The following is a 19,820-nucleotide window of genomic DNA, read 5'->3' on the forward strand; positions in this document are numbered from 1 at the left end:
GCACAACGCCTCTGACAGCCCCTACGGCTCCCAGGGCAGGGTCGTGCGGGCGGGCGCGGACACCGCGTACAGCTCGTCGACGGCCCGCACCTCGAAGACGGCCGCCCGCTCCCGGCCGGCGCGCAGGACCCCCGGGAGGTAGAGGGCGGTGCCGCAGGTGCCGCCGAGGAAGCGGCGCCCGCCGCCGGGCAGCCACCGGTGCACCTCGTAGTGGCGCGGCCGCCCACCCGGACCGGACACCGCCGCCCGCCACGACAGGCGCAGCCAGGCCCTGCCGTCCTGGCGGGCCGCAGCGTCCACGGCCGGCGCGGTGGGCGGGGCCGGGCACCGGGTGCGGGCGCCGCCGTGCACCGACAGGGCGCCGAGCCGCCACACCACCCCAGTGCGGCCGGGCGCGGTGATCCGCACGGCGAGGGCGTACGCGGTCCTGCCCGCCAGCGGCGCGAGCGCGGCCCGCGCCGTGCACCAGCCGGCGGCGCCGGCCGCCCCGGCGCCCGTGCTCCCGGTCCGCAGCCAGGTGTACGGGACCGGCTCCCCCGGGGCGGAGGGCTCCCGGGTGGCCACGCCCACCTCGACGGTCACCGGACCCGAACCGGTGGCGTGCACCAGCTCCACGACGCTCCCGCGGGTCAGCGGCAGCCGCGTGGAGTGCAGACCGACGGCCACCGGCGCCGTCAGGGTGCCCGAGACCAGCAGGCTGGAGCCGCCGCGCCAGGCGTCCGCGAAGTCCAGGGTGACGGACGGGCGCATTCCGGCGGTGTGCACCACCCAGCGGCGGCCCGGCAGCCGGTCCTGGAGCCCGAGGTGGTTCCAGGGAGCGTCCGAGGTGACCTCGCCGTTCTCGTGCCACCGCAGCCCGTGTCCGGTGTTGAAGGTGCAGGCGAAGGGCAGTCCGGTGACGGTGGACCGGTCGGCGACGACCGTCGCGGGGGCCCGCCAGGAAGCTGCGGGCGCGGGCCGGGACGGGTCCAGGGACCCGCCCGTCCAGAACCGGTCGTCCGCGTGGTGGAAGGCTCCCGGGGAGCGGTCGGCCAGGTGGTTGCGGGTCCATTCGGGCCGGTAGAAGCCGTAACTGACGACGTGGTCGCCGGTCCGCGGGACGATCGCGTCCCAGCGGACGTCGGCGTCCCAGCCCCGGGACTCCGTGTCCACGGCCGCCCACAGCTCGTGGCGGGAACGGCCCAGCCGGTCGGCGAGCGCACCCGAGGCGGCCAGCGTGTCCGGGGTCCAGCGGAAGTCCACGAACATCGTGTCCGCGACCTTGCCGGCCCGGTCCTCGTAGAACTCCTGGTTCAGGGCGTTGAGCGCGCCCTGCCAGCCGACCCGGCCGGTGCTGTTCATGGCGTCGTACCAGGTGATCCGCAGCCCGTGCGGCTCGCCCGCCGCCCGCAGGGCGCGCAGGAACTCCCGCATCCGGGTGGCGAGGGCGCTGTCGCCGCCGTCGGTCTCCGCGTTGACGAACCAGCCGTCGAAGCCGTACGTCCGCGCAACGCGGACGAGCTGCTCCGCGATCGGGAAGCGGCCGAGGGAGTCGCGCCGCACCAGGTCGCGGGTCCACCGCAGGTCGCCGCCGTACGCCACCGGTGGCAGGAACACGTTGCCCAGCACCCGCACCCCGTTGCGGTGGGCGGCGTCGACCACGGGGGCGTTCGGGGCCAGGACGATCCCCTCGCCCGCGGAGCCGCCCCAGAAGACCAGCTCGTCGATGTACGCCCAGTGCGTGAGCGCGTAGTAGTCGGCGGTGGGGGAGCCCTGCGAAGGGTTGCCCGCGGTCGGCGCGAAGGAGACGAGGGAGGCGATACGGGCCTGGCCGGCGCGGGCCGTCCCGTTGGCCGGGACGGGGGTGAACCGCTCCGCGAGCGGCACGGTCGCGGTGTTGTGGGCCAGATCGGGGTCGTCCTCGGGGCGCCACCGGCTGAGCGAGCGCCATACGATCCCCGGGCCGGGGGTGCCCTCCGGGAGGGAGTCCGGGAACCAGTAGGAGGCGTACGGGGCCAGGCCGCCCGGCTCCGGCGCGACCGACGCGGGCACGGCCGGCTCCCCGGCCGTGGCGGCCCGCGCGCGCCCGGCCACGCCCAGCAGCGCGGCGGCGCCGACCCCGGCGGCCAGGACTCTGCGCCGGGCGGGCCATAAGGGGTGCGGCCGCAGCGGGTGCGGCCTTGACGGGAGCGGCCGCAACGGTACCGGCGGCGTACGGCGGTCGACGCCGTGGTCGGGCTCGGACATGAGGGGCTCCTCACGAGCGGTCGGACCGGATCGGGATCCGGTCGGGTCGGGATCCGGGTCGGGTCGGATCCGGTCGGGGCGGATGGGGGCGATCCGGTTCACCGGACGTCGCGAACGTGCAGCACCTCGGTGATGCCGCGCGCCGCCAGATGGACCGGGTCCGCGGCGCGCTCCGCCAGCACCACCGCGGGCCGCGCCCCCTGGGCCGTCAGCACGGTCCAGGCGTCGAAGAACGTGCCGCCCGGGGCGCACACGGAACGGACCGGGGCCCGCTCCGCCCCGCCCACGTCCACGACGAGCGCAGTGGAGCGCGGAGCGGGACGGTGCGCGCGGCCGCGCCACTGCGCGGCGATCCGGGCGATGGCGGCGCCGGCGGGCTTGGTCCTGCGGTCGTTGGTGAGCAGGCCGAGGCCGTACTCCAGCTCCGGGAAGTCGGCGAGGTCCCGGGACACGTCGTGCGAGCACCACCAGGTCACCCCCCACAGGTCCGGGCAGTCCAGTGCGTTCACGACGGTGGCCTCGGTGAACCGCGCCGCCTGCTCCGGCCCGATCAGCGGCGCCGGGGCGCCGGCCTCCTGGAGCCACACCGGCCGGTGCGGGTCCAGGGCCCAGGCCTTGGAGAGCTCGATGAGGTACGCGGCGTGGTGCTCGGTCGCCGTACCGCCCGCCCCGTGGCGCTGCGCGGTGCCGTCGAACACCCAGGAGTGGACGGCGGTGGCCGCCCCCAGCCCGGCGGCCTGGGCGGGCGTGAAGGGGTGGTCGTCCCGGTACCAGACGGCGTCGTACTCGGCATGCAGGTGGAGGCGACCGGGCGCCCCCCGCTCGCAGGCGGCGAGCATCCGCTCCAGCCAGCGGGCGGCCTGTGCCGGGGTGATGCGGTCGGGGTCGGGGTGCGGGGCGCCGGAGAACTGGTTGATCTCGTTGCCGACGGTCATGCCGAGGAAGTTCGGGCGGTCGGCGAGGGCCGCGGCGAGCGTGCGCAGGTACTCCTCCTGCCCGGCGACCACGTCGGGGTCGGTGAAGATGTTGCGCCGGTGCCAGGTCCGGGTCCACGCGGGCAGGAAGTCGAAGCTCGACAAGTGCCCCTGCAGGCCGTCAACGTTGACGTCGAGCCCGCGCTCGGCGGCCGCGTCCGCGAGCGCGACGAGCTGCTCGACGGCGCGCGGCCGGATCAGCGTGCGGTTCGGCTGGAAGACCGGCCACAACGGGAAGACGCGCACGTGGTCCAACCCGAGCGCGGCGATCGCGTCGAGATCGGCCCTGACCGCGTCGAGGTCGAAGTCCAGCCAGTGGTGGAACCAGCCCTGGGCCGGCGTGTAGTTGGCACCAAAGCGGAGCGGGTCGTCCTGCACGAGGCGTCCTGGGTTCTGGAGTCTGCACGAATTCACCGGGCGGGCCACAAAATGCCGGTGCCGATGTGGAAAGTCAACAGTGCCTCCGGCGGGGCTACTTAAGCGCTTCAGTCCAGTCACCCCAAGGGCTCCGCTGCCAAGTCCCCCAGAAGCTAATGCGGTTCAGTGGTGGCGTCGTCCTGGGAAGTGTGCGCAAATGGACAGCGGTTTTCCGGCCAGGCCTTTGCGGGGCGCGGTGGTTGACGGGTCGTCCGCCGCGGCCGGGTCGCGTACGGTCCGGCACGTGCCGCCCGTCGTCCGCACCCCGTCGTCCGATGCCCGTCGTCCGCACCCCGTCGTCCGCAGCCCGTAGTGAATGAGGCAGGCCATGGCCCGCAGACCCACGATCAAGGACATCGCCCGACGGGCCGGAGTGTCGGAGAGCGCCGTCTCCTTCGCGCTGAACGACCGCCCCGGAGTCTCGCGGGACACCCGGGCCCGGATCCGCCGCGTCGCGGAGGAACTCGGCTGGCAGGCCAACAGCGCGGCCCGAGCCCTGTCCGGTGAACGCTCCGGCGCCGTCGGGCTCGTCCTGGCCCGGCCCGCGCAGACCCTCGGCGTCGAGTCCTTCTTCCTGCAGCTCGTCTCCGGAGTCCAGGAGGTCCTCTCCGCCGCCCGGACCGCGCTGCTGTTCCAGGTCGTCGAGGACGTGGACGCCGAATGCGCGGTCTACCGCCGCTGGTGGGCCGAGCGGCGGGTCGACGGCGTGCTCGTCGTCGACCCGCGTACGGGCGACCCGCGCCCGGCGCTCCTGGCGGAGCTGGGCCTGCCCGCGGTCACCATCGGCGAGCCCGGCCCGCCGGACGGCCCCCCGGTGGCCTCCGGGCCCCGGGCCGGCACCGGAGCCCCGCCGGTCTCCTCGGTCCGGGCCGACGACGCCGGTGCGATGGCGCAGGTCGTGGAACACCTCCACGGGCTGGGCCACCGCCGGATCGTCCACATAGCGGGGCTGCCGGGTCTCGCCCACACCGTCCGCCGGATGGAGTCCCTGCGGGCCGAGGCCGAGCGCCGCGGCCTGGGCCCGGACCACGTCCGCTCGGTGGTCACCGACTACTCCGACGCGGAGGGCGCCGCCGCCACCCGCCGGGTCCTCGCCGAGCCGGAGCCCCCGACCGCCCTCGTCTACGACAACGACGTGATGGCCGTCGCCGGCAGCGCGGTCGCCGCCGAGCTGGGCATCCCCGTGCCGCACCGGCTGTCGATCGTCGCCTGGGACGACTCCGCGCTGTGCCGGGTCACCCACCCCCGGCTCACCGCCCTCGTCCGCGACACGGCTGGCTTCGGGCGGCTGGCCGCCGAGGAACTCCTGTCCGTACTCGCCGGCGCTCCGACCGGAGTACGAGAGAGCGAGCGGCCGCGGCTGGAGCCTCGCGAGAGCACGGCGCCGGCCCCCGCGCATACTGATTCCTGAACCCTTCCTGGAGCCGCCACCGTGATCACCCCCACCGCCCCGTCGCCCACACCGCGTGCCGCCGCAGCGGCCACCGGACCGACGGTGGCGATCGACATCGGCGGCACGAAGATCGCCGGGGCGCTGGTGCACCCCGACGGCACGATGTCGGCCACCACCCGCCGGGCCACCCCGCGCGGAGTGGACGCCGAAGGCGTCATGGCGGCGGTGGCCGAGGTCGTCGCCGACCTGTCCGAGTCACCGCTGTGGGCTTCCGCGGTCCGCTGCGGGATCGGCAGCGCCGGCCCCGTGGACACCTCCCGGGGCACGGTCAGCCCGGTCAACATCGGGGCGTGGCGGGACTTTCCCGTCCAGGAGCGGGTCGCGGCGGAGCTCGCGGCGCGCGGAGCCGAACTGCCGGCCGTACTGGCCGGCGACGGTGTGGCGATGACCGCGGCCGAGCACTGGCTGGGTGCGGCCCGCGGATACGCGAACGCCCTGTGCATGGTGGTCTCCACGGGCGTCGGCGGCGGGCTGATCCTGAACAACCAGCTCCATCCCGGCCCCACCGGCAACGCGGGCCACATCGGCCACATCAGCGTGGCCTTCGACGGTGAGCCGTGTGCCTGCGGCGGCCGCGGCTGCGTCGAGTCGATCGCCTCCGGCACGGCGATCGCCCGCTGGGCCCTCGACCAGGGTTGGAAGCCGTCGGCGGGTTCGGGCCGGGGCGCCGCGCACGACGCCACGGCGGCGGGCGTGGCCGCAGCCGCCGCGCAGGGCGATCCGATCGCCCTGGCCGCCTTCGACCGCGCCGGCCGCGCCCTGGCCGCCGCCATCGCGGCCAGCGCCACCCTCGTGGAGACGGACATCGCGGTCATCGGGGGCGGAGTGGCCACCGCGGGGGACACCCTCTTCGGCCCGATCCGCTCCCACCTCGCCCAGTACGCCACGCTCTCCTTCGTCCAGGAGCTCCAGGTGGTGCCGGCGACGCTGGGCACCCATGCGGGGCTGATCGGCGCGGCCGCTGCGGCGACGATGCTGCTGTCCCCGGCCGCCCCCGCGCCCACGGCGTGAGCGTCAGGGCTTGACGGACCGGTAGTACCGGCCGGCTCCCTCATGGAGCTCCAGGGGATCGGTGTAGATCGCCGTGCGCAGGTCCACCAGCTGCGCCGCGTGCACCGCGCGCCCGACCTTGTCGCGGCTGGCGATCACCGTCCGGGTCAGCTGCTCGGTCAGCCCGGGGTCGGCCTTGGCCGTGGTCACCAGCAGGTTCGGCACGGCCAGGGTGGTCACCGCGCTGGTGTTGCGCGCCCGGCTGTACGCGTCCTGCGGCATGACGGCCGTCCGGTAGTAGCGCGCCGGGCTCCCGCTCCCCTGGAGCTGCTCCACGAGGTCGCCGAGCTGCACGAGCCGGACGTCGAAGCGCTCGGACAGCTCGCGCACCGCGTTCGTCGGCAGGCCGCCCGACCAGAAGAAGGCGTCGATCCGGCCCGCCTCCAGCTCGGTCGGCATGGTGTCGATGCCGATGGACACCGGCGTGAGGTCCAGGACGGGGTCGATGCCGGCCGCGGTGAGCAGCCGCTCCGTGACCAGCCGCACGCCGGAACCGGGCTGGCCGATCGCCACCCGCTTGCCCCGCAGGTCCCGCGCCGACTGCACCGGGGATCCGGCCGGCACCACCAGCTGCACGTAGTCGTCGTAGAGCCGCGCGCATCCGCGCAGCAGGTCCGCGCCCGGCTTCCCGTCGAGCCGGTACTGGGCGACCGCGTCCGCCGTGGCCACGGTGAAGTCCGCCTCCCCGGTGGCCAGCCGCTTCAGGTTCTCCTGCGATCCCTCGCTGGTCACCAGCTCGACGTCCACCCCGGGCATGTCCTGTCCGAGTGCCTGCTGCAGGAGCTGCCCGTACCGGTGGTAGACCCCCGTCCGCGCGCCCGTGCTGACGGTCAGCTCGCCCTGCAGCTCCGGCTTCCCGAAGGGCTTCAGCCACCACGTGAGGACGCCGAGCACGGCGAGTACGGCCACCAGGACCCGCAGGGCGTGGCGCCTGCTGATCCGGGGCGGTACGAGAGGCATGCGCGCGATCCTGCCACCCGGCCGCCGTCCTGTCACGGCGCGGGCCGTCCGCGGCCCCCGCCCGCGACCGCCGCCGACCCCTTGGCCTGCGGCTCGTCCGGTTCGGCCGGGTCCCGCCGGGTGACCGGGCGCACGGCGGCCTGAGGGCTCCCGTCCACCACCTACCCTTGTTGCATGACCAGCAGCGACCGGAGCCAGGCAGTGGACGAGAAGCGAAGCTACGAGGTGCGCACCTACGGGTGCCAGATGAACGTGCACGACTCGGAGCGGCTCTCCGGTCTGCTGGAGGACGCCGGCTACGTCCGCGCGCCCGAGGGCTCCGACGGCGACGCCGACGTCGTGGTCTTCAACACCTGCGCGGTCCGCGAGAACGCCGACAACAAGCTGTACGGCAACCTCGGCCGGCTCGCCCCGATGAAGACGAAGCGGCCCGGCATGCAGATCGCCGTCGGCGGCTGCCTCGCCCAGAAGGACCGCGACACGATCGTCAAGAAGGCCCCCTGGGTCGACGTCGTCTTCGGTACGCACAACATCGGCAAGCTCCCCGTGCTGCTGGAGCGCGCCCGCATCCAGGAGGAGGCGCAGGTCGAGATCGCCGAGTCGCTGGAGGCCTTCCCCTCCACCCTCCCGACCCGCCGCGAGTCCGCGTACGCCGCCTGGGTCTCGATCTCCGTCGGCTGCAACAACACCTGCACCTTCTGCATCGTCCCGGCGCTGCGCGGCAAGGAGGAGGACCGCCGGCCCGGCGACATCCTCGCCGAGGTGGAGGCGCTGGTCGCCGAGGGCGTCTCGGAGATCACCCTGCTCGGCCAGAACGTGAACGCCTACGGCTCCGACCTGGGTGACCGCGAGGCCTTCAGCAAGCTCCTGCGCGCCTGCGGCCAGATCGAGGGCCTGGAGCGGGTCCGCTTCACCTCGCCGCACCCGCGCGACTTCACGGACGACGTGATCGCGGCGATGGCCGAGACCCCGAACGTGATGCCGCAGCTGCACATGCCGATGCAGTCCGGCTCGGACCCGATCCTGAAGGCGATGCGCCGCTCGTACCGCCAGGAGCGCTTCCTCGGCATCATCGAGAAGGTCCGCGCCGCGATCCCGCACGCCGCGATCTCCACGGACATCATCGTGGGCTTCCCCGGCGAGACGGAGGAGGACTTCCAGCAGACGATGCACGCGGTGCGCGAGGCCCGCTTCGCGAACGCCTTCACCTTCCAGTACTCCAAGCGGCCCGGCACCCCCGCCGCCGACATGGACGGGCAGATCCCCAAGGAGGTCGTGCAGGACCGCTACATGCGCCTGGTCGCCCTCCAGGAGGAGATCTCCTGGGAGGAGAACAAGAAGCAGGTCGGCCGCACGCTGGAGGTGATGGTCGCCGAGGGCGAGGGGCGCAAGGACGGCGCCACGCACCGCCTCTCCGGCCGCGCCCCCGACAACCGCCTGGTGCACTTCACCAAGCCGGAGCAGGAGGTCCGCCCCGGTGACGTGGTCACCGTGGACATCACCTACGCGGCCCCGCACCACCTGCTGGCCGAGGGCCCGACGCTGACGGTGCGGCGCACCCGCGCCGGCGACGCCTGGGAGAAGCGCAACGCCGCCCCGGCCCAGCCGGCGGGCGTCATGCTCGGCATCCCGACGCTGGGCGTCCCGACGCCCCTGCCGGCCGTCGCTTCGGGCTGCTCGGTGCCCGCCTCCTCCTGAGGCTCCGGTGCCCCTGAGGGCCCGGTCCTCCCGAGGCTCCGGTGCCGCGGTCCGGCTAGGCTGCGGATCATGCTCGTAGCCGCCGCCGTCTGTCCCGCCCCGCCGCTGCTCGTGCCGGAGGTCGCCGCGGGCGCCGCCGCCGAACTCGCCGACGCCCGCACCGCCTGCTCCGATGCGCTCGCGGTGCTCGCCGCCTCCCGGCCCGACCTGCTGGTCGTGGTCGGGGCCGCGGAGGAGGGCGGCGGGTACGACCAGGGCACGCCCGGCAGCTTCGCCGGCTTCGGCGTGGACCTGACCGTCACCCTCGGCCCCGAGCTGGGCGAACCGCCGAGCGGCCACGCCACCGGGGCCGCCCTGCCGGCTTCCCTCGCGGTCGCGGGCTGGCTGCTCGGTCGGGCCGGCTGGGCGGCCGCCCCGGTCGCCGGAGTGGCCGTCGCCGAGGACCTCCCGCCCAGCGGCTGCGGCCTGCTCGGAGCGGACCTGGGCCGTTCCGCCGAACGCGTGGCCATGCTGGTCGTCGGGGACGGCAGTGCCTGCCGCACCCTCAAGGCCCCCGGCTACCTGGACGAGCGCGCCGCGGGCTTCGACGCGGCCGCCGCCCGCGCCCTGGGCACCGCGGACGTGGCCGCGCTCGCCGCGATCGACGCCGGACTCGCCGCCGAACTCCAGGCCGCCGGGCGCGCCCCCTGGCAGGTGCTGGCCGGCGCCGCCGAGGGCGCGGACCTCGCCGGACGGCTGCTGTACGAGGACGCCCCGTACGGCGTGGGGTACTTCGTCGCCGCCTGGTCGTAGCGTCCGGTCAGGCCCGGGGCAGGCCGCACGGGCGGCCCACGGGCCCGGGAACGCCGAAGGGGCGCGGAACCAGGATCAGCTGGTTCCGCGCCCCTTCGGCGTTCCCGTAGCGCGTCAGGAGGCGGCCGGCGGCGTCTGGCCGCCGGGGGCGTCCTTGTGCGCGATCTTTCCCAGGGCGTCCTTCGCCTTGCCCGTCCCGCTCGTGATCTGGCCGCTGTACTTGCCCTTGGTCTTGGAGTCCACGGCCTTGGCGACCTTGTCCAGACCCTCGCTGATCCTGCCCTCGTGCTGGTGCGCGAGGTCGCCGACCTTGTCCTTCGCCGGAGCGAGCTTGGCCTTCAGATTGTCCAGCAGGCCCATGGGTCACCTTCCGTTGGCGTTCGCTACGTACGGGCGCCCTCGCCGGCCTCGCTGTCCGCGGCCACCTCGGCCGACTGCTGCTTGGGGATCTCCGCGGCTTCCGCCGGCTCGCCCTCCGCGACAGCAGGCTCGGCCTCGTCCGCCGCACCGGACTCCGCCGCCGGAGCCGCGGCCGCGACCTCCTCGGTCACGGCCTCGCCCTTACGACGGAAAAACCGATCAAAAACGCCCATGTCTACTCCCGTAACGTTACGCGTGCGAATGAAGTTCCGCGTTCACCGAACCTGCCTGCGCCGGGCGTACGCACGGCGTACGCCCGGCCGGAACCTCGCCAGGGCAACGACCTCGCCCCCACCCCGTCACGTAGCTCGATCGGGTACATGAGCGTGTCTTGACCGGGGGCTGCGAGACTGGGGCCGTGAGGAATGCAGCCCCCGCCCCGCGGGTCATCGCCGTCGTCGGTCCCACCGCGGCAGGAAAGTCCGACCTGGGCGTAGCCCTGGCCCGCCGGTTCGACGGCGAAGTCGTCAACGCCGACTCCATGCAGCTCTACCGGGGGATGGACATCGGCACCGCCAAGCTGACGACCGAGGAGCGCGGCGGTGTCCCGCACCACCTCCTCGACATCTGGGACGTCACCGACACCGCCAACGTCGCCGAGTACCAGCGGCTGGCCCGGCTGGAGATCGACAGACTGCTCGCCGAGGGCCGCACCCCCGTCCTCGTCGGCGGATCCGGCCTGTACGTCCGCGGTGCTCTGGACGTCATGGAGTTCCCCGGCACCGACCCCGAGGTCCGCGCCCGGCTGGAGGAAGAGGTCACGCTGCGCGGCCCCGGCGCCCTGCACGCCCGGCTCGCCGCCGCCGACCCCGAGGCAGCCCGGGCGATCCTGCCCAGCAACGGCCGCCGCATCGTCCGCGCGCTGGAGGTCATCGAGATCACCGGCAAGCCGTTCACCGCGAACCTGCCCGGCCACGAGTCCGTCTACGACACCGTCCAGATCGGCGTCGACGTCGCCCGGCCCGAGCTCGACGAGCGGATCGCCCTGCGCGTCGACCGGATGTGGGAGGACGGCCTCGTGGACGAGGTCCGCGAGCTGGAGGCCCGCGGGCTGCGCGACGGGATCACCGCCTCCAGGGCACTGGGCTACCAGCAGGTGCTCGCCGCGCTCGCCGGCGAGTGCACCGAGGACGAGGCCCGGGCGGAGACCGTGCGGGCGACCAAGCGGTTCGCCCGCAGGCAGGACTCCTGGTTCCGCCGCGATCCGCGGGTCCACTGGCTCAGCGGGGCCGCCGCCGACCGGGCGGAACTCCCCGGACTCGCGCAGTCGTTGGTCGAACGAGCGGTTACAGCCTGATCACGTGATGGCATCGGGACGCTCCGGGCGCCCGTAGCGGGGCTGAGGGCGTGCCATCATCAAACTCCAGCGGGTGCGATCACCTGCGAAGCATGGCGGCGTACTGAGTCCGAGTGGGGAGGGCGCGTGGCGATGGAGGCCGGCCCTCGCGACACCGGGCGGGACGACACCCGGCGGGAAGCGGACCCGATGCTTCTCGGCGGAGCGGACGGACCCGCGGGCCTCGGGCTGCCCGCCGACCCCGCGCGGCTGACCCCCGACGGCCCGGACGCCCCGGACACCGCCGAGGCCGAGGCGGCCGCCGGACCCGAGTTCGAGGTCGAACTGCGGCCGCAGCGCCGCCTGCGCGTGTGGCAGATCGCCCCCATCGTGATGCTCGCCGCCGCCGGTTCGCTGATGTTCGCCTTCCCCCTCGCCTTCGAGTTCGGCGACGGCGGAGCCGTGGTCGCCATGCTCGGCTTCCTCATCAGCTGCTGCGCCGGAGGCTGGGGGATGATGGCCGCCCGACGGGTCGGCTACACCTGGCCCGGGCTTCCGGCCCGGGGGAGTGGCCGCCGCCCCGACTGGCGCATGGCCGCGCTGTACGCCGCGGTCGCGCTGGTCGTCGTAGGCCTCGCCGTGTACCGGGTGGCCCGGCTCCGCTGACCGCCCCTCGGACGCTCCGGCCCCTCTGAGCTGCGGCTGGGTACGATGGGCGGGTGACGCAGACCACCCTCTCCTTCCTCAAGGGCCACGGCACCGAGAACGACTTCGTGATCGTCCCGGACCCCGACAACGCCATCGAGCTGCCCGCCTCCGCCGTCGCGAAGCTCTGCGACCGGCGCGCCGGAATCGGCGGTGACGGGGTGCTGCACGTCGTCCGGTCCGCCGCGCACCCGGAGGCGGCGCACCTGGCCGACGAGGCGGAGTGGTTCATGGACTACCGCAACAGCGACGGCTCCGTCGCCGAGATGTGCGGCAACGGCGTGCGCGTCTTCGCCCGCTACCTCCAGTACGCCGGCCACGTCGAACCTGGCGACCTCGCCGTCGCCACGCGCGGCGGCGTCAAGCGCGTGCACCTCGACAAGGGGGGCGACGTCACCGTCTCCATGGGTCGTGCCGCGTTCCCCGAGGGCGAGGTCACCGTCAGCGTCGGACCGCGCAGCTGGCCCGCCCGCAACGTGAACATGGGCAACCCGCACGCGGTCGCGTTCGTCGACAGCCTCGACGACGCAGGGAACCTGTTCACCCCCCCGCCGTTCAGCCCGGCGTCCGCCTACCCGACGGGTGTCAACGTCGAGTTCGTCGTCGACCGCGGCCCCCGGCACGTCGCCATGCGCGTCCACGAGCGCGGCTCCGGCGAGACCCGCTCCTGCGGCACCGGCGCCTGCGCCGTCGCCGTGGCCGCCATCCGCCGTGACGGCGCGGACCCCGCAGCCACCGGCGAACCGGCCACGTACACCGTCGACCTCCCCGGCGGAACGCTCGTCATCACCGAACACCCCGACGGCCGGATCGACATGACCGGCCCGGCCGTGATCGTGGCCGCCGGTGAGTTCGACGCGGCCTGGCTCACCGAAACGGCTTTCTCCTGAAGCTTCCCTCTAATGGGTGATCCGTTTCACGCTGTGCGAGAGGTGGACTGCGCCACGTGGTGGGGTCGGTAACATCAGGCACCGGCCCTGAGGGCGCACCCCATGCCCGCCACCGCCGGTCGAAGCCGCCGGAGGTGCCCATGAGTGCAGAGGCCACGAACCCCGAAGCACACCCCGAAGCGCGCCCTGAGCTCCGCAGACGGGGCCGGAGCAGGATCGATCTGCGCCGGCTCGGGCGCGCGGCGCTGCTCGGGCCGACGTCCCGGGACCGCCTCCCGGACGCGATCGGCCACGTCGCGGAGGCGCACCGCGCCCACCATCCGGACGCCGATATGTCCATTCTGCGGCGCGCTTACCTCCTCGCGGAGAGCTCCCACCGCGGCCAGATGCGGAAAAGTGGTGAGCCGTACATCACACATCCGCTCGCCGTTACCCTCATCCTCGCCGAACTGGGCGCCGAGACCACGACCTTGACGGCCTCTCTGCTCCACGACACCGTCGAGGACACCGACGTGACCCTCGATCAGGTCCGGGCCGAGTTCGGCGACGAGGTCTGCTTCATCGTCGACGGCGTCACCAAGGTCGAGAAGATCGACTACGGCGCCGCCGCCGAACCGGAGACCTTCCGCAAGATGCTCGTCGCCACCGGCAACGACGTCCGCGTGATGTCCATCAAACTCGCCGACCGGCTGCACAACATGCGCACCCTGGGCGTGATGCGCCCCGAGAAACAGGCCCGCATCGCCAAGGTCACGCGCGACGTCCTCATCCCGCTGGCCGAACGGCTCGGCGTGCAGGCCCTCAAGACCGAACTGGAAGACCTCGTCTTCGCGATCCTGCACCCCGAGGAGTACGAGGGCACCCGCGCCCTCATCGCCGCCCACGCCGGCGAACGCGACCCGCTGCCCGGCATCGCCGACTCCGTACGGGCCGTCCTGCGGGAGGCGGGCATCAGCGCCGAAGTGCAGGTCCGGCCGCGGCACTTCGTCTCCGTGCACCGCATCGCCCGCTCGCGCGGCGAGCTGCGCGGCTCCGACTTCGGCCGCATCCTGGTACTCGTCGGCGAGAACGCCGACTGCTACGGCGTGCTCGGCGAGCTGCACACCTGCTTCACCCCGGTCGTATCGGAGTTCAAGGACTTCATCGCCACCCCGAAGTTCAACCTGTACCAGTCCCTCCACACAGCCGTCGCCACCCCCGAGGGGTATGTCGCCGAGGTCATCGTGCGCACCCGGCAGATGCACCGCGTCGCCGAGGCCGGCGTGGTCGCGCTCGGCAACCCGTACGCCACCGCCACGCCGGACGCCGCCGCCGACCCGGACGAGGAGCGGGTGGACCCCACCCGGCCCGGCTGGCTGTCCCGGCTGCTCGACTGGCAGCAGTCCGCCCCCGACCCCGACACCTTCTGGACCGTGCTCCGCGCCGAGCTGGCACAGGACCGCGAGATCACCGTGTTCCGGGCCGACGGCGGCACCCTGGGCCTCCCGGCCGGAGCCAGCTGTATCGACGCCGCCTACGCGCAGCACGGCGAAGCGGCCCACAGCTGTATCGGCGCCCGCGTCAACGGGCGCCTCACCTCCCTGTCCTCGTCGCTGTCCGACGGCGACACCGTCCAGCTGCTGCTCGCCCAGGACGCCTCCTCCGGACCGGCGGCCGAATGGCTGGACCACGCCCGGACACCCGCCGCCCGCATCGCCATCAGCAGCTGGCTGGAGACCCACCCCGACCGCGCCATGGCCACCACCACGGCCGCGCGGGCACCGCTGTCGGTGGTCGGAGCCCGGGGCGGCGGGGCCAACGCCGTCGCCGACCTGCCGGACGCCACCGTACGGCTGGCCGGGTGCTGCACCCCGGTGCCGCCGGACGCCGTCGCCGGCTTCCTGGTCCGCGGCGGAGCCGTCACCGTGCACCGCATCCACTGCGCGGCCGTGGCGCAGATGCGCGCCGTCGGGCGCACCTCCGTCGCCGTGCACTGGCGGGCGACCGCCGACTGCCGGGTCACCCTGCTCGCTGAATCGTTCGGCCGCCCCCATCTGCTGGCGGACCTGACCGAGGCCATCGCACACGAGGGCGTCGAGGTGGTCTCCGCGACCGTGGAACCCCCGGTCGAGGGCCGGGTCCGGCACACCTACACCCTGCAGCTGCCCGACGCGGCCGGGCTCCCCGCCCTGATGCGCGCCATGCGGGACGTACCGGGCGTGTACGACGTCAGCCGCGCCTAGACCGGTACGGCGCCGGAAGGTCCCGTTCGGAAGACCCCGTTCGGGTGGACCCGTCGCGCGCCGTACCCGGCCCCGCCGCGTGCGCTGGTAAGCGGTGGTGGATGCAGCTCTCCTCCCCCCGCCTGCGCGCCGCCCTGCTCGCCGCGGCCTCCCTGACCCTCGTCGCCGCGGTCCTGCCCCCGCCGAAGCCCCTGGGCATCGGCGACCGGCTCTTCCCCGAGCTGGGGAACCCCGGCTACGACGTCCTCTCGTACGACCTGTCCTTCACGTACAAGGACAACAAGAGCCCCCTCGACGCGGTCACCGTGATCGACGCCCGGGCGACGGCGCCGCTGGAGCGGATCAACCTCGATTTCACGCACGGCAAGGTGGCGTCCGCCGAGGTCAACGGGGAACCCGCACGGTACGAGAGCGTCGGGGAGGACCTCGTGCTGACCCCGCGCCGCGCGGTGGCGGACGGCGGCCCGCTGCGCATCACGGTCCGGCACACCAGTGACCCGCGCGGCCGCGCGGACGGCGGCTGGGTGCCCACCGAGGACGGTCTGGCCATGGCCAACCAGGCGGACGCCGCCCACCGCGTGTTCCCCTGCAACGACCACCCCGCCGACAAGGCCCTCTTCACCTTCCGCATCAGCGCCCCCGCCGGGCTGACGGCCGTCGCCAACGGCTACCAGGTGGCCCCTGCCCTGCGCACGGGCCCCTCGACGACGTGGACGTACCGGACCAGGCACCCGATGGCCACCGAGCTGGCCCAGGTCTCCGTGGGCCGCTCCGCCGTCGTGCACGGGACCGGACCGCACGGGCTGCCGCTGCGCGACGTGGTCCCCGCCGCCGACCGGCAGCGGCTCGACCCCTGGCTGAAGAAGACCGCCGGCCACATCGAGTGGATGGAGGAGCGGGTCGGCCGCTACCCCTTCGAGAACTACGGGGTGCTGATCGCACGGGCGACGACCGGCTTCGAGCTGGAGACGCAGACCCTCTCGCTCTTCGAGAGCAGCCTGTTCTCCGGCGACGGCTATCCGGAGTGGTACGTCGAGTCGGTGATGGTCCACGAGCTCGCCCACCAGTGGTTCGGCGACAGCGTCACTCCGCGCACCTGGTCCGACCTGTGGCTCAACGAGGGACACGCCACCTGGTACGAGGCCCTGTACGCGGACGGGCTCGGCAAGTACTCCCTGGAGCGGCGCATGCGCGAGGCGTACCAGCGCTCCGACCAGTGGCGGGCGGCGGGCGGCCCCCCGGCCGCCCCAAAGGCCGCCGCGCCCGGCGAGAAGATCGGGCTGTTCCGGCCGGTGGTCTACGACGGCTCCGCGCTGATCCTCTACGCACTGCGGCAGGAGATCGGCGCCCCGGCCTTCGACCGCATCCAGCGTCGCTGGGTCGCGCAGTACCGGGACGGGATCGCGGGCACGGCCGACTTCGTACGCCTGGCCTCGCAGGAGGCCGGCCGCGACCTCGGAGACTTCCTGGAGCCGTGGCTGTACGGGACGAAGACCCCGCCGATGCCGGGGCACCCGGAGTGGAGCGCGCCGCCGGCGGCGGACAGGACGGCCCCGGGCAAGACCGCGCCCGCCGGGAAAAGGGTGTGACCGCCGAGGAACGGGCATGTCACCATCGACGGGTCCGTTCGGGGAATCCCCGGGCCGTGTGACACGTTGGACGAGACAGCCAACGTGTCCCGCCAGGCGTGACACCGCTATTCGAATCGACGTAAGGATCCAATGACCTCCTCTTCTTCCCCTTCCCAGGACGAGCGGGACGCACGGGACGTGCGTGACCCGCAGAGCTTCACCGAGGGCCTTCGGGCCGACGCCCTGATGGAAGAGGACGTCGCCTGGAGCCACGAGATCGACGGAGACCGGGACGGCGACCAGTTCGACCGCTCCGAGCGCGCGGCCCTGCGCCGCGTGGCCGGCCTTTCCACCGAGCTCGAAGACGTCACCGAGGTCGAGTACCGACAGCTCCGCCTGGAGCGCGTCGTCCTCGTAGGTGTCTGGACCTCCGGCACGGTGCAGGACGCGGACAACTCCCTCGCGGAGCTCGCGGCCCTCGCCGAGACGGCCGGTGCCCTCGTCCTCGACGGCGTGATCCAGCGCCGCGACAAGCCGGACCCGGCCACCTTCATCGGTTCGGGCAAGGCCCGCGAGCTGCGTGACATCGTCATGGAGACCGGCGCCGACACCGTCGTCTGCGACGGTGAGCTCAGCCCCGGCCAGCTCATCGCCCTCGAAGACGTCGTCAAGGTCAAGGTGGTCGACCGGACCGCACTGATCCTTGACATCTTCGCCCAGCACGCCAAGTCCCGAGAGGGCAAGGCGCAGGTCGCGCTCGCGCAGATGCAGTACATGCTGCCGCGACTGCGCGGCTGGGGTCAGTCGCTGTCCCGGCAGATGGGCGGCGGCGGCGGTGGCGGCATGGCCACCCGAGGCCCCGGTGAGACCAAGATCGAGACCGACCGGCGACGGATCCGCGAGAAGATGGCGAAGATGCGCCGGGAGATCGCGGAGATGAAGACCGGCCGTGACATCAAGCGGCAGGAACGGCGCCGCAACAAGGTGCCCTCGGTCGCCATCGCCGGCTACACCAATGCGGGCAAGTCCTCGCTGCTCAACCGCCTCACGGGCGCGGGCGTGCTGGTGGAGAACGCGCTGTTCGCCACCCTCGACCCGACCGTGCGCCGGGCCGAGACGCCGAGCGGCCGCATCTACACCCTGGCCGACACGGTCGGATTCGTCCGGCACCTGCCCCACCACCTCGTCGAGGCCTTCCGCTCCACGATGGAGGAGGTCGGCGACTCCGACCTGATCCTGCACATCGTGGACGGCTCGCACCCGGCGCCGGAGGAGCAGCTGGCGGCGGTCCGCGAGGTCATCCGCGAGGTCGGCGCGGTCAACGTGCCCGAGATCGTGGTGGTCAACAAGGCGGACGCCGCGGACCCGCTCGTCCTGCAGCGGCTGCTGCGGATCGAGCGGCACTCCATCGCCGTCTCGGCGCGGACGGGCCAGGGCATCGAGGAACTCCTCGCGCTCATCGACTCCGAGCTGCCGCGGCCCGAGGTCGAGGTGGAGGCCCTGGTCCCGTACACGCGTGGCTCTCTGATCGCCAAGGCGCACGCCGAGGGCGAGGTGATCTCCGAGGAACACACCCCGGAGGGCACCCTGCTCAAGGCGCGCGTCCACCAGGAACTGGCAGCGGACCTGGCGCCGTACGCGCTGGCGAAGCAGTAGTCCCGGGCTTCTGAAGACCGAGGGCCCCCTGCGGTGTGCAGGGGGCCCTCAGCCGTTCGTCATCGCTCCGGGCGGTCCGCCGCCGGCGGCGGCCGGTTACCGGCTGCCGCCTACTTGAACTTGTTGCTGACCGCGGTGAAGATGCCCTTCGCCTCCGGACCCAGCCGCGGTCCGGCCAGCCAGCCCGCCTTGGCCGGGCCGATCGAGGTGTTCGACACCAGCGCCGGCTTGCCGTCGGCGCCCGCCGCGACCCAGCCGCCGCCGGAGGCGCCCCCGGTCATCGTGCAGCCGATGCGGTACATCACCGGCTCGTTCGCCCTCAGGGTCAGCCGTCCCGGCCTGTCCGTGCACTGGAAGGCCTTCTGGCCGTCGAACGGGGCCGCCGCCGGGTAACCCGTTGCCGTCAGGCTCGCGACCTTCGGCACGGCGGGCGCGGCGAACTCCACCGGGAGTGCCGAACCGACCGTCTCCTCAAGGGACTTGCCACTGCCCTTCTCAGGCGTCACGTGCAGCACGGCGAAGTCGTACGGAGCGCCCGCGCCGCCGGTCGGACCACCGGTCGCGATCCACTGGTCGGAGGTCTGCGCCCAGTCGCTCCACCACACGCCGAACGGGGCCACCTGCTCGCGGGGCGCGCCCTTGAGCTGCGCCGACGGCTTGCCGGCGTTGTTGTAGGAGGGCACGAAGGCGATGTTGCGGTACCAGCCGCCCGCCTTGCCCGCGTGCACGCAGTGCCCGGCGGTCCAGACCATGTTGGACTTGCCGGGGTGGGCGGGGTCCTTGACGACGGTCGCCGAGCAGACCATCGAGCCCTCGGGGCCGTCGAAGAAGACCTTGCCGGACTCCGGAACGCTCTTGTGGTAGGGCGCGTTGGCCGGCTTGGCCGCCACCGGCGCCGGGGTCGGGTCGGTGACGCCCTGGTCCTTGCCCGCGTCCGGGTCGACCGACGGGCGCTGCGGCTGCTCGGCGTCACGCATGCGGTCCGGGTCCCAGAGGTCCTCGATGACCGGATTTATGTAGTCGCCCGCCTCGCGGAGCCAGTCCTCCTGCTTCCAGTTCTTCCACTCACCCCCCTTCCACTTCTCCAGGTCGATGCCGCGTTCCTTGAGTTTTTGCTTGAGCTGGTCCGGGATCTTGATCCCGTCCGTGTTCGGCAGGCTCGCCGCCACGGTCGGCTTGGCGTCGGCGCCGGCCTCCCCGTCGCCGGGGCCGCAGGCAGCGGCGGTCAGCACGAGGGCGGCCGCGCACAGCGTCGCGGTGACCGGTCGGTTCGGTCGCATGTCGTTCGTCCCCCTGGAGGTTCGAGGCGTGGAGTGGAGCCCCCCACTATGCCGCTGCCGCCGAGGACGACACAGCCTGGGTCAGCGGTTCCTTTTGCTCATTTCTTGAGTACCAAGGATCTTGCGCCCACCCGTGATCCGTCGCCGTCACCGTCGTTGGTACGTACGGGGGAGGGGGGAGCGTTGGTGTTCGAAGCGCAATCCGTAAGTGAAATCAGTGCGGGAGGAGC

At 73.4% G+C, this 19,820-nt stretch carries 17 protein-coding genes; 10 read left to right on the top strand and 7 right to left on the bottom strand.

Annotation, left to right across the window (positions count from 1 at the left end; genetic code table 11):
• Positions 1 to 21 precede the first annotated feature (21 nt).
• Entirely contained in the window at positions 22 to 2,226 is a 2,205-nt protein-coding gene (locus tag ACZ3X1_RS24490; RefSeq protein ID WP_467280975.1) for an endo-beta-N-acetylglucosaminidase, read from the bottom strand.
• Between the two features lie 98 nt (positions 2,227 to 2,324).
• On the bottom strand, positions 2,325 to 3,578 hold the full coding sequence (locus tag ACZ3X1_RS24495; RefSeq protein ID WP_467280976.1) for a glycoside hydrolase 5 family protein: 1,254 nt from the start codon (positions 3,576 to 3,578) through the stop codon (positions 2,325 to 2,327).
• 367 nt (positions 3,579 to 3,945) lie between these two features.
• Here ACZ3X1_RS24495 and ACZ3X1_RS24500 point away from each other — a divergent pair, with 367 nt between their 5' ends.
• On the top strand, positions 3,946 to 5,028 hold the full coding sequence (locus tag ACZ3X1_RS24500) for a LacI family DNA-binding transcriptional regulator (protein ID WP_467280977.1): 1,083 nt from the start codon (positions 3,946 to 3,948) through the stop codon (positions 5,026 to 5,028).
• Positions 5,029 to 5,049: 21 nt separating this feature from the next.
• On the top strand, positions 5,050 to 6,081 hold the full coding sequence (locus ACZ3X1_RS24505; protein WP_467280978.1) for an ROK family protein: 1,032 nt from the start codon (positions 5,050 to 5,052) through the stop codon (positions 6,079 to 6,081).
• Between the two features lie 3 nt (positions 6,082 to 6,084).
• On the opposite strand, the gene ACZ3X1_RS24510 is transcribed toward ACZ3X1_RS24505, so the two are convergent.
• Positions 6,085 to 7,080, bottom strand: coding sequence for a TAXI family TRAP transporter solute-binding subunit (locus ACZ3X1_RS24510; protein ID WP_467280979.1), 996 nt, complete (start codon positions 7,078 to 7,080; stop codon positions 6,085 to 6,087).
• Positions 7,081 to 7,112: 32 nt separating this feature from the next.
• Positions 7,113 to 7,238, bottom strand: a complete 126-nt coding sequence (locus ACZ3X1_RS24515) for a hypothetical protein (protein ID WP_467280980.1) — start codon at positions 7,236 to 7,238, stop codon at positions 7,113 to 7,115.
• Between the two features lie 16 nt (positions 7,239 to 7,254).
• Here ACZ3X1_RS24515 and miaB point away from each other — a divergent pair, with 16 nt between their 5' ends.
• Together miaB and ACZ3X1_RS24525 are read left to right on the top strand one after the other, a co-directional pair.
• Positions 7,255 to 8,778 (top strand): tRNA (N6-isopentenyl adenosine(37)-C2)-methylthiotransferase MiaB, encoded by a 1,524-nt coding sequence (gene miaB, locus ACZ3X1_RS24520; RefSeq protein WP_362631060.1) that lies wholly within the window; start codon positions 7,255 to 7,257, stop codon positions 8,776 to 8,778.
• Between the two features lie 69 nt (positions 8,779 to 8,847).
• Positions 8,848 to 9,570 (top strand): class III extradiol dioxygenase subunit B-like domain-containing protein, encoded by a 723-nt coding sequence (locus ACZ3X1_RS24525; RefSeq protein ID WP_356810473.1) that lies wholly within the window; start codon positions 8,848 to 8,850, stop codon positions 9,568 to 9,570.
• A gap of 114 nt (positions 9,571 to 9,684) precedes the next feature.
• Here ACZ3X1_RS24525 and ACZ3X1_RS24530 read toward each other — a convergent pair whose 3' ends face one another.
• Together ACZ3X1_RS24530 and ACZ3X1_RS24535 are read right to left on the bottom strand one after the other, a co-directional pair.
• Positions 9,685 to 9,930 (bottom strand): antitoxin, encoded by a 246-nt coding sequence (locus ACZ3X1_RS24530; protein ID WP_030027316.1) that lies wholly within the window; start codon positions 9,928 to 9,930, stop codon positions 9,685 to 9,687.
• A gap of 23 nt (positions 9,931 to 9,953) precedes the next feature.
• The gene (locus ACZ3X1_RS24535; protein WP_362631057.1) at positions 9,954 to 10,121 is read right to left on the bottom strand and encodes a gliding motility protein; all 168 of its coding nucleotides are present in this window, start codon (positions 10,119 to 10,121) and stop codon (positions 9,954 to 9,956) included.
• Positions 10,122 to 10,348: 227 nt separating this feature from the next.
• On the opposite strand from ACZ3X1_RS24535, the gene miaA reads away from it, so the two are divergent.
• From miaA to hflX, 6 genes are all read left to right on the top strand, one after another.
• Complete coding sequence (miaA, locus tag ACZ3X1_RS24540) at positions 10,349 to 11,287, top strand: tRNA (adenosine(37)-N6)-dimethylallyltransferase MiaA (RefSeq protein ID WP_356810471.1); 939 nt, start codon at positions 10,349 to 10,351, stop codon at positions 11,285 to 11,287.
• A gap of 132 nt (positions 11,288 to 11,419) precedes the next feature.
• Positions 11,420 to 11,932, top strand: a complete 513-nt coding sequence (locus tag ACZ3X1_RS24545) for a hypothetical protein (protein WP_356810508.1) — start codon at positions 11,420 to 11,422, stop codon at positions 11,930 to 11,932.
• A gap of 53 nt (positions 11,933 to 11,985) precedes the next feature.
• Entirely contained in the window at positions 11,986 to 12,861 is an 876-nt protein-coding gene (gene dapF, locus ACZ3X1_RS24550) for a diaminopimelate epimerase (protein WP_467280981.1), read from the top strand.
• Between the two features lie 140 nt (positions 12,862 to 13,001).
• Positions 13,002 to 15,083: a RelA/SpoT family protein gene (locus ACZ3X1_RS24555; protein ID WP_362631054.1), complete on the top strand. Its 2,082-nt coding sequence runs from the start codon at positions 13,002 to 13,004 to the stop codon at positions 15,081 to 15,083.
• 101 nt (positions 15,084 to 15,184) lie between these two features.
• On the top strand, positions 15,185 to 16,672 hold the full coding sequence (locus tag ACZ3X1_RS24560; protein ID WP_356810468.1) for a M1 family metallopeptidase: 1,488 nt from the start codon (positions 15,185 to 15,187) through the stop codon (positions 16,670 to 16,672).
• Between the two features lie 132 nt (positions 16,673 to 16,804).
• The gene (hflX, locus tag ACZ3X1_RS24565) at positions 16,805 to 18,310 is read left to right on the top strand and encodes a GTPase HflX (protein WP_362631050.1); all 1,506 of its coding nucleotides are present in this window, start codon (positions 16,805 to 16,807) and stop codon (positions 18,308 to 18,310) included.
• Positions 18,311 to 18,420: 110 nt separating this feature from the next.
• Here the strand turns inward: hflX and ACZ3X1_RS24570 are convergent, their stop codons facing one another.
• On the bottom strand, positions 18,421 to 19,590 hold the full coding sequence (locus ACZ3X1_RS24570; RefSeq protein WP_356810466.1) for a trypsin-like serine peptidase: 1,170 nt from the start codon (positions 19,588 to 19,590) through the stop codon (positions 18,421 to 18,423).
• Between the last annotated feature and the right edge of the window lie 230 nt (positions 19,591 to 19,820).

This window comes from Streptomyces sp. NPDC023541 (assembly GCF_055559995.1).

What these genes read in the sequence shown, in the direction of transcription:
- ACZ3X1_RS24490 (WP_467280975.1), bottom strand. Translation starts at nt 2,226, where the DNA reads ATGTCCGAGCCCGACCACGGCGTCGACCGCCGTACGCCGCCGGTACCG.
- ACZ3X1_RS24500 (WP_467280977.1), top strand. Translation starts at nt 3,946, where the DNA reads ATGGCCCGCAGACCCACGATCAAGGACATCGCCCGACGGGCCGGAGTG.
- ACZ3X1_RS24510 (WP_467280979.1), bottom strand. Translation starts at nt 7,080, where the DNA reads ATGCCTCTCGTACCGCCCCGGATCAGCAGGCGCCACGCCCTGCGGGTC.
- miaB (WP_362631060.1), top strand. Translation starts at nt 7,255, where the DNA reads ATGACCAGCAGCGACCGGAGCCAGGCAGTGGACGAGAAGCGAAGCTAC.
- ACZ3X1_RS24525 (WP_356810473.1), top strand. Translation starts at nt 8,848, where the DNA reads ATGCTCGTAGCCGCCGCCGTCTGTCCCGCCCCGCCGCTGCTCGTGCCG.
- ACZ3X1_RS24530 (WP_030027316.1), bottom strand. Translation starts at nt 9,930, where the DNA reads ATGGGCCTGCTGGACAATCTGAAGGCCAAGCTCGCTCCGGCGAAGGAC.
- ACZ3X1_RS24545 (WP_356810508.1), top strand. Translation starts at nt 11,420, where the DNA reads ATGGAGGCCGGCCCTCGCGACACCGGGCGGGACGACACCCGGCGGGAA.
- ACZ3X1_RS24555 (WP_362631054.1), top strand. Translation starts at nt 13,002, where the DNA reads ATGAGTGCAGAGGCCACGAACCCCGAAGCACACCCCGAAGCGCGCCCT.
- ACZ3X1_RS24560 (WP_356810468.1), top strand. Translation starts at nt 15,185, where the DNA reads ATGCAGCTCTCCTCCCCCCGCCTGCGCGCCGCCCTGCTCGCCGCGGCC.
- hflX (WP_362631050.1), top strand. Translation starts at nt 16,805, where the DNA reads ATGACCTCCTCTTCTTCCCCTTCCCAGGACGAGCGGGACGCACGGGAC.
- ACZ3X1_RS24570 (WP_356810466.1), bottom strand. Translation starts at nt 19,590, where the DNA reads ATGCGACCGAACCGACCGGTCACCGCGACGCTGTGCGCGGCCGCCCTC.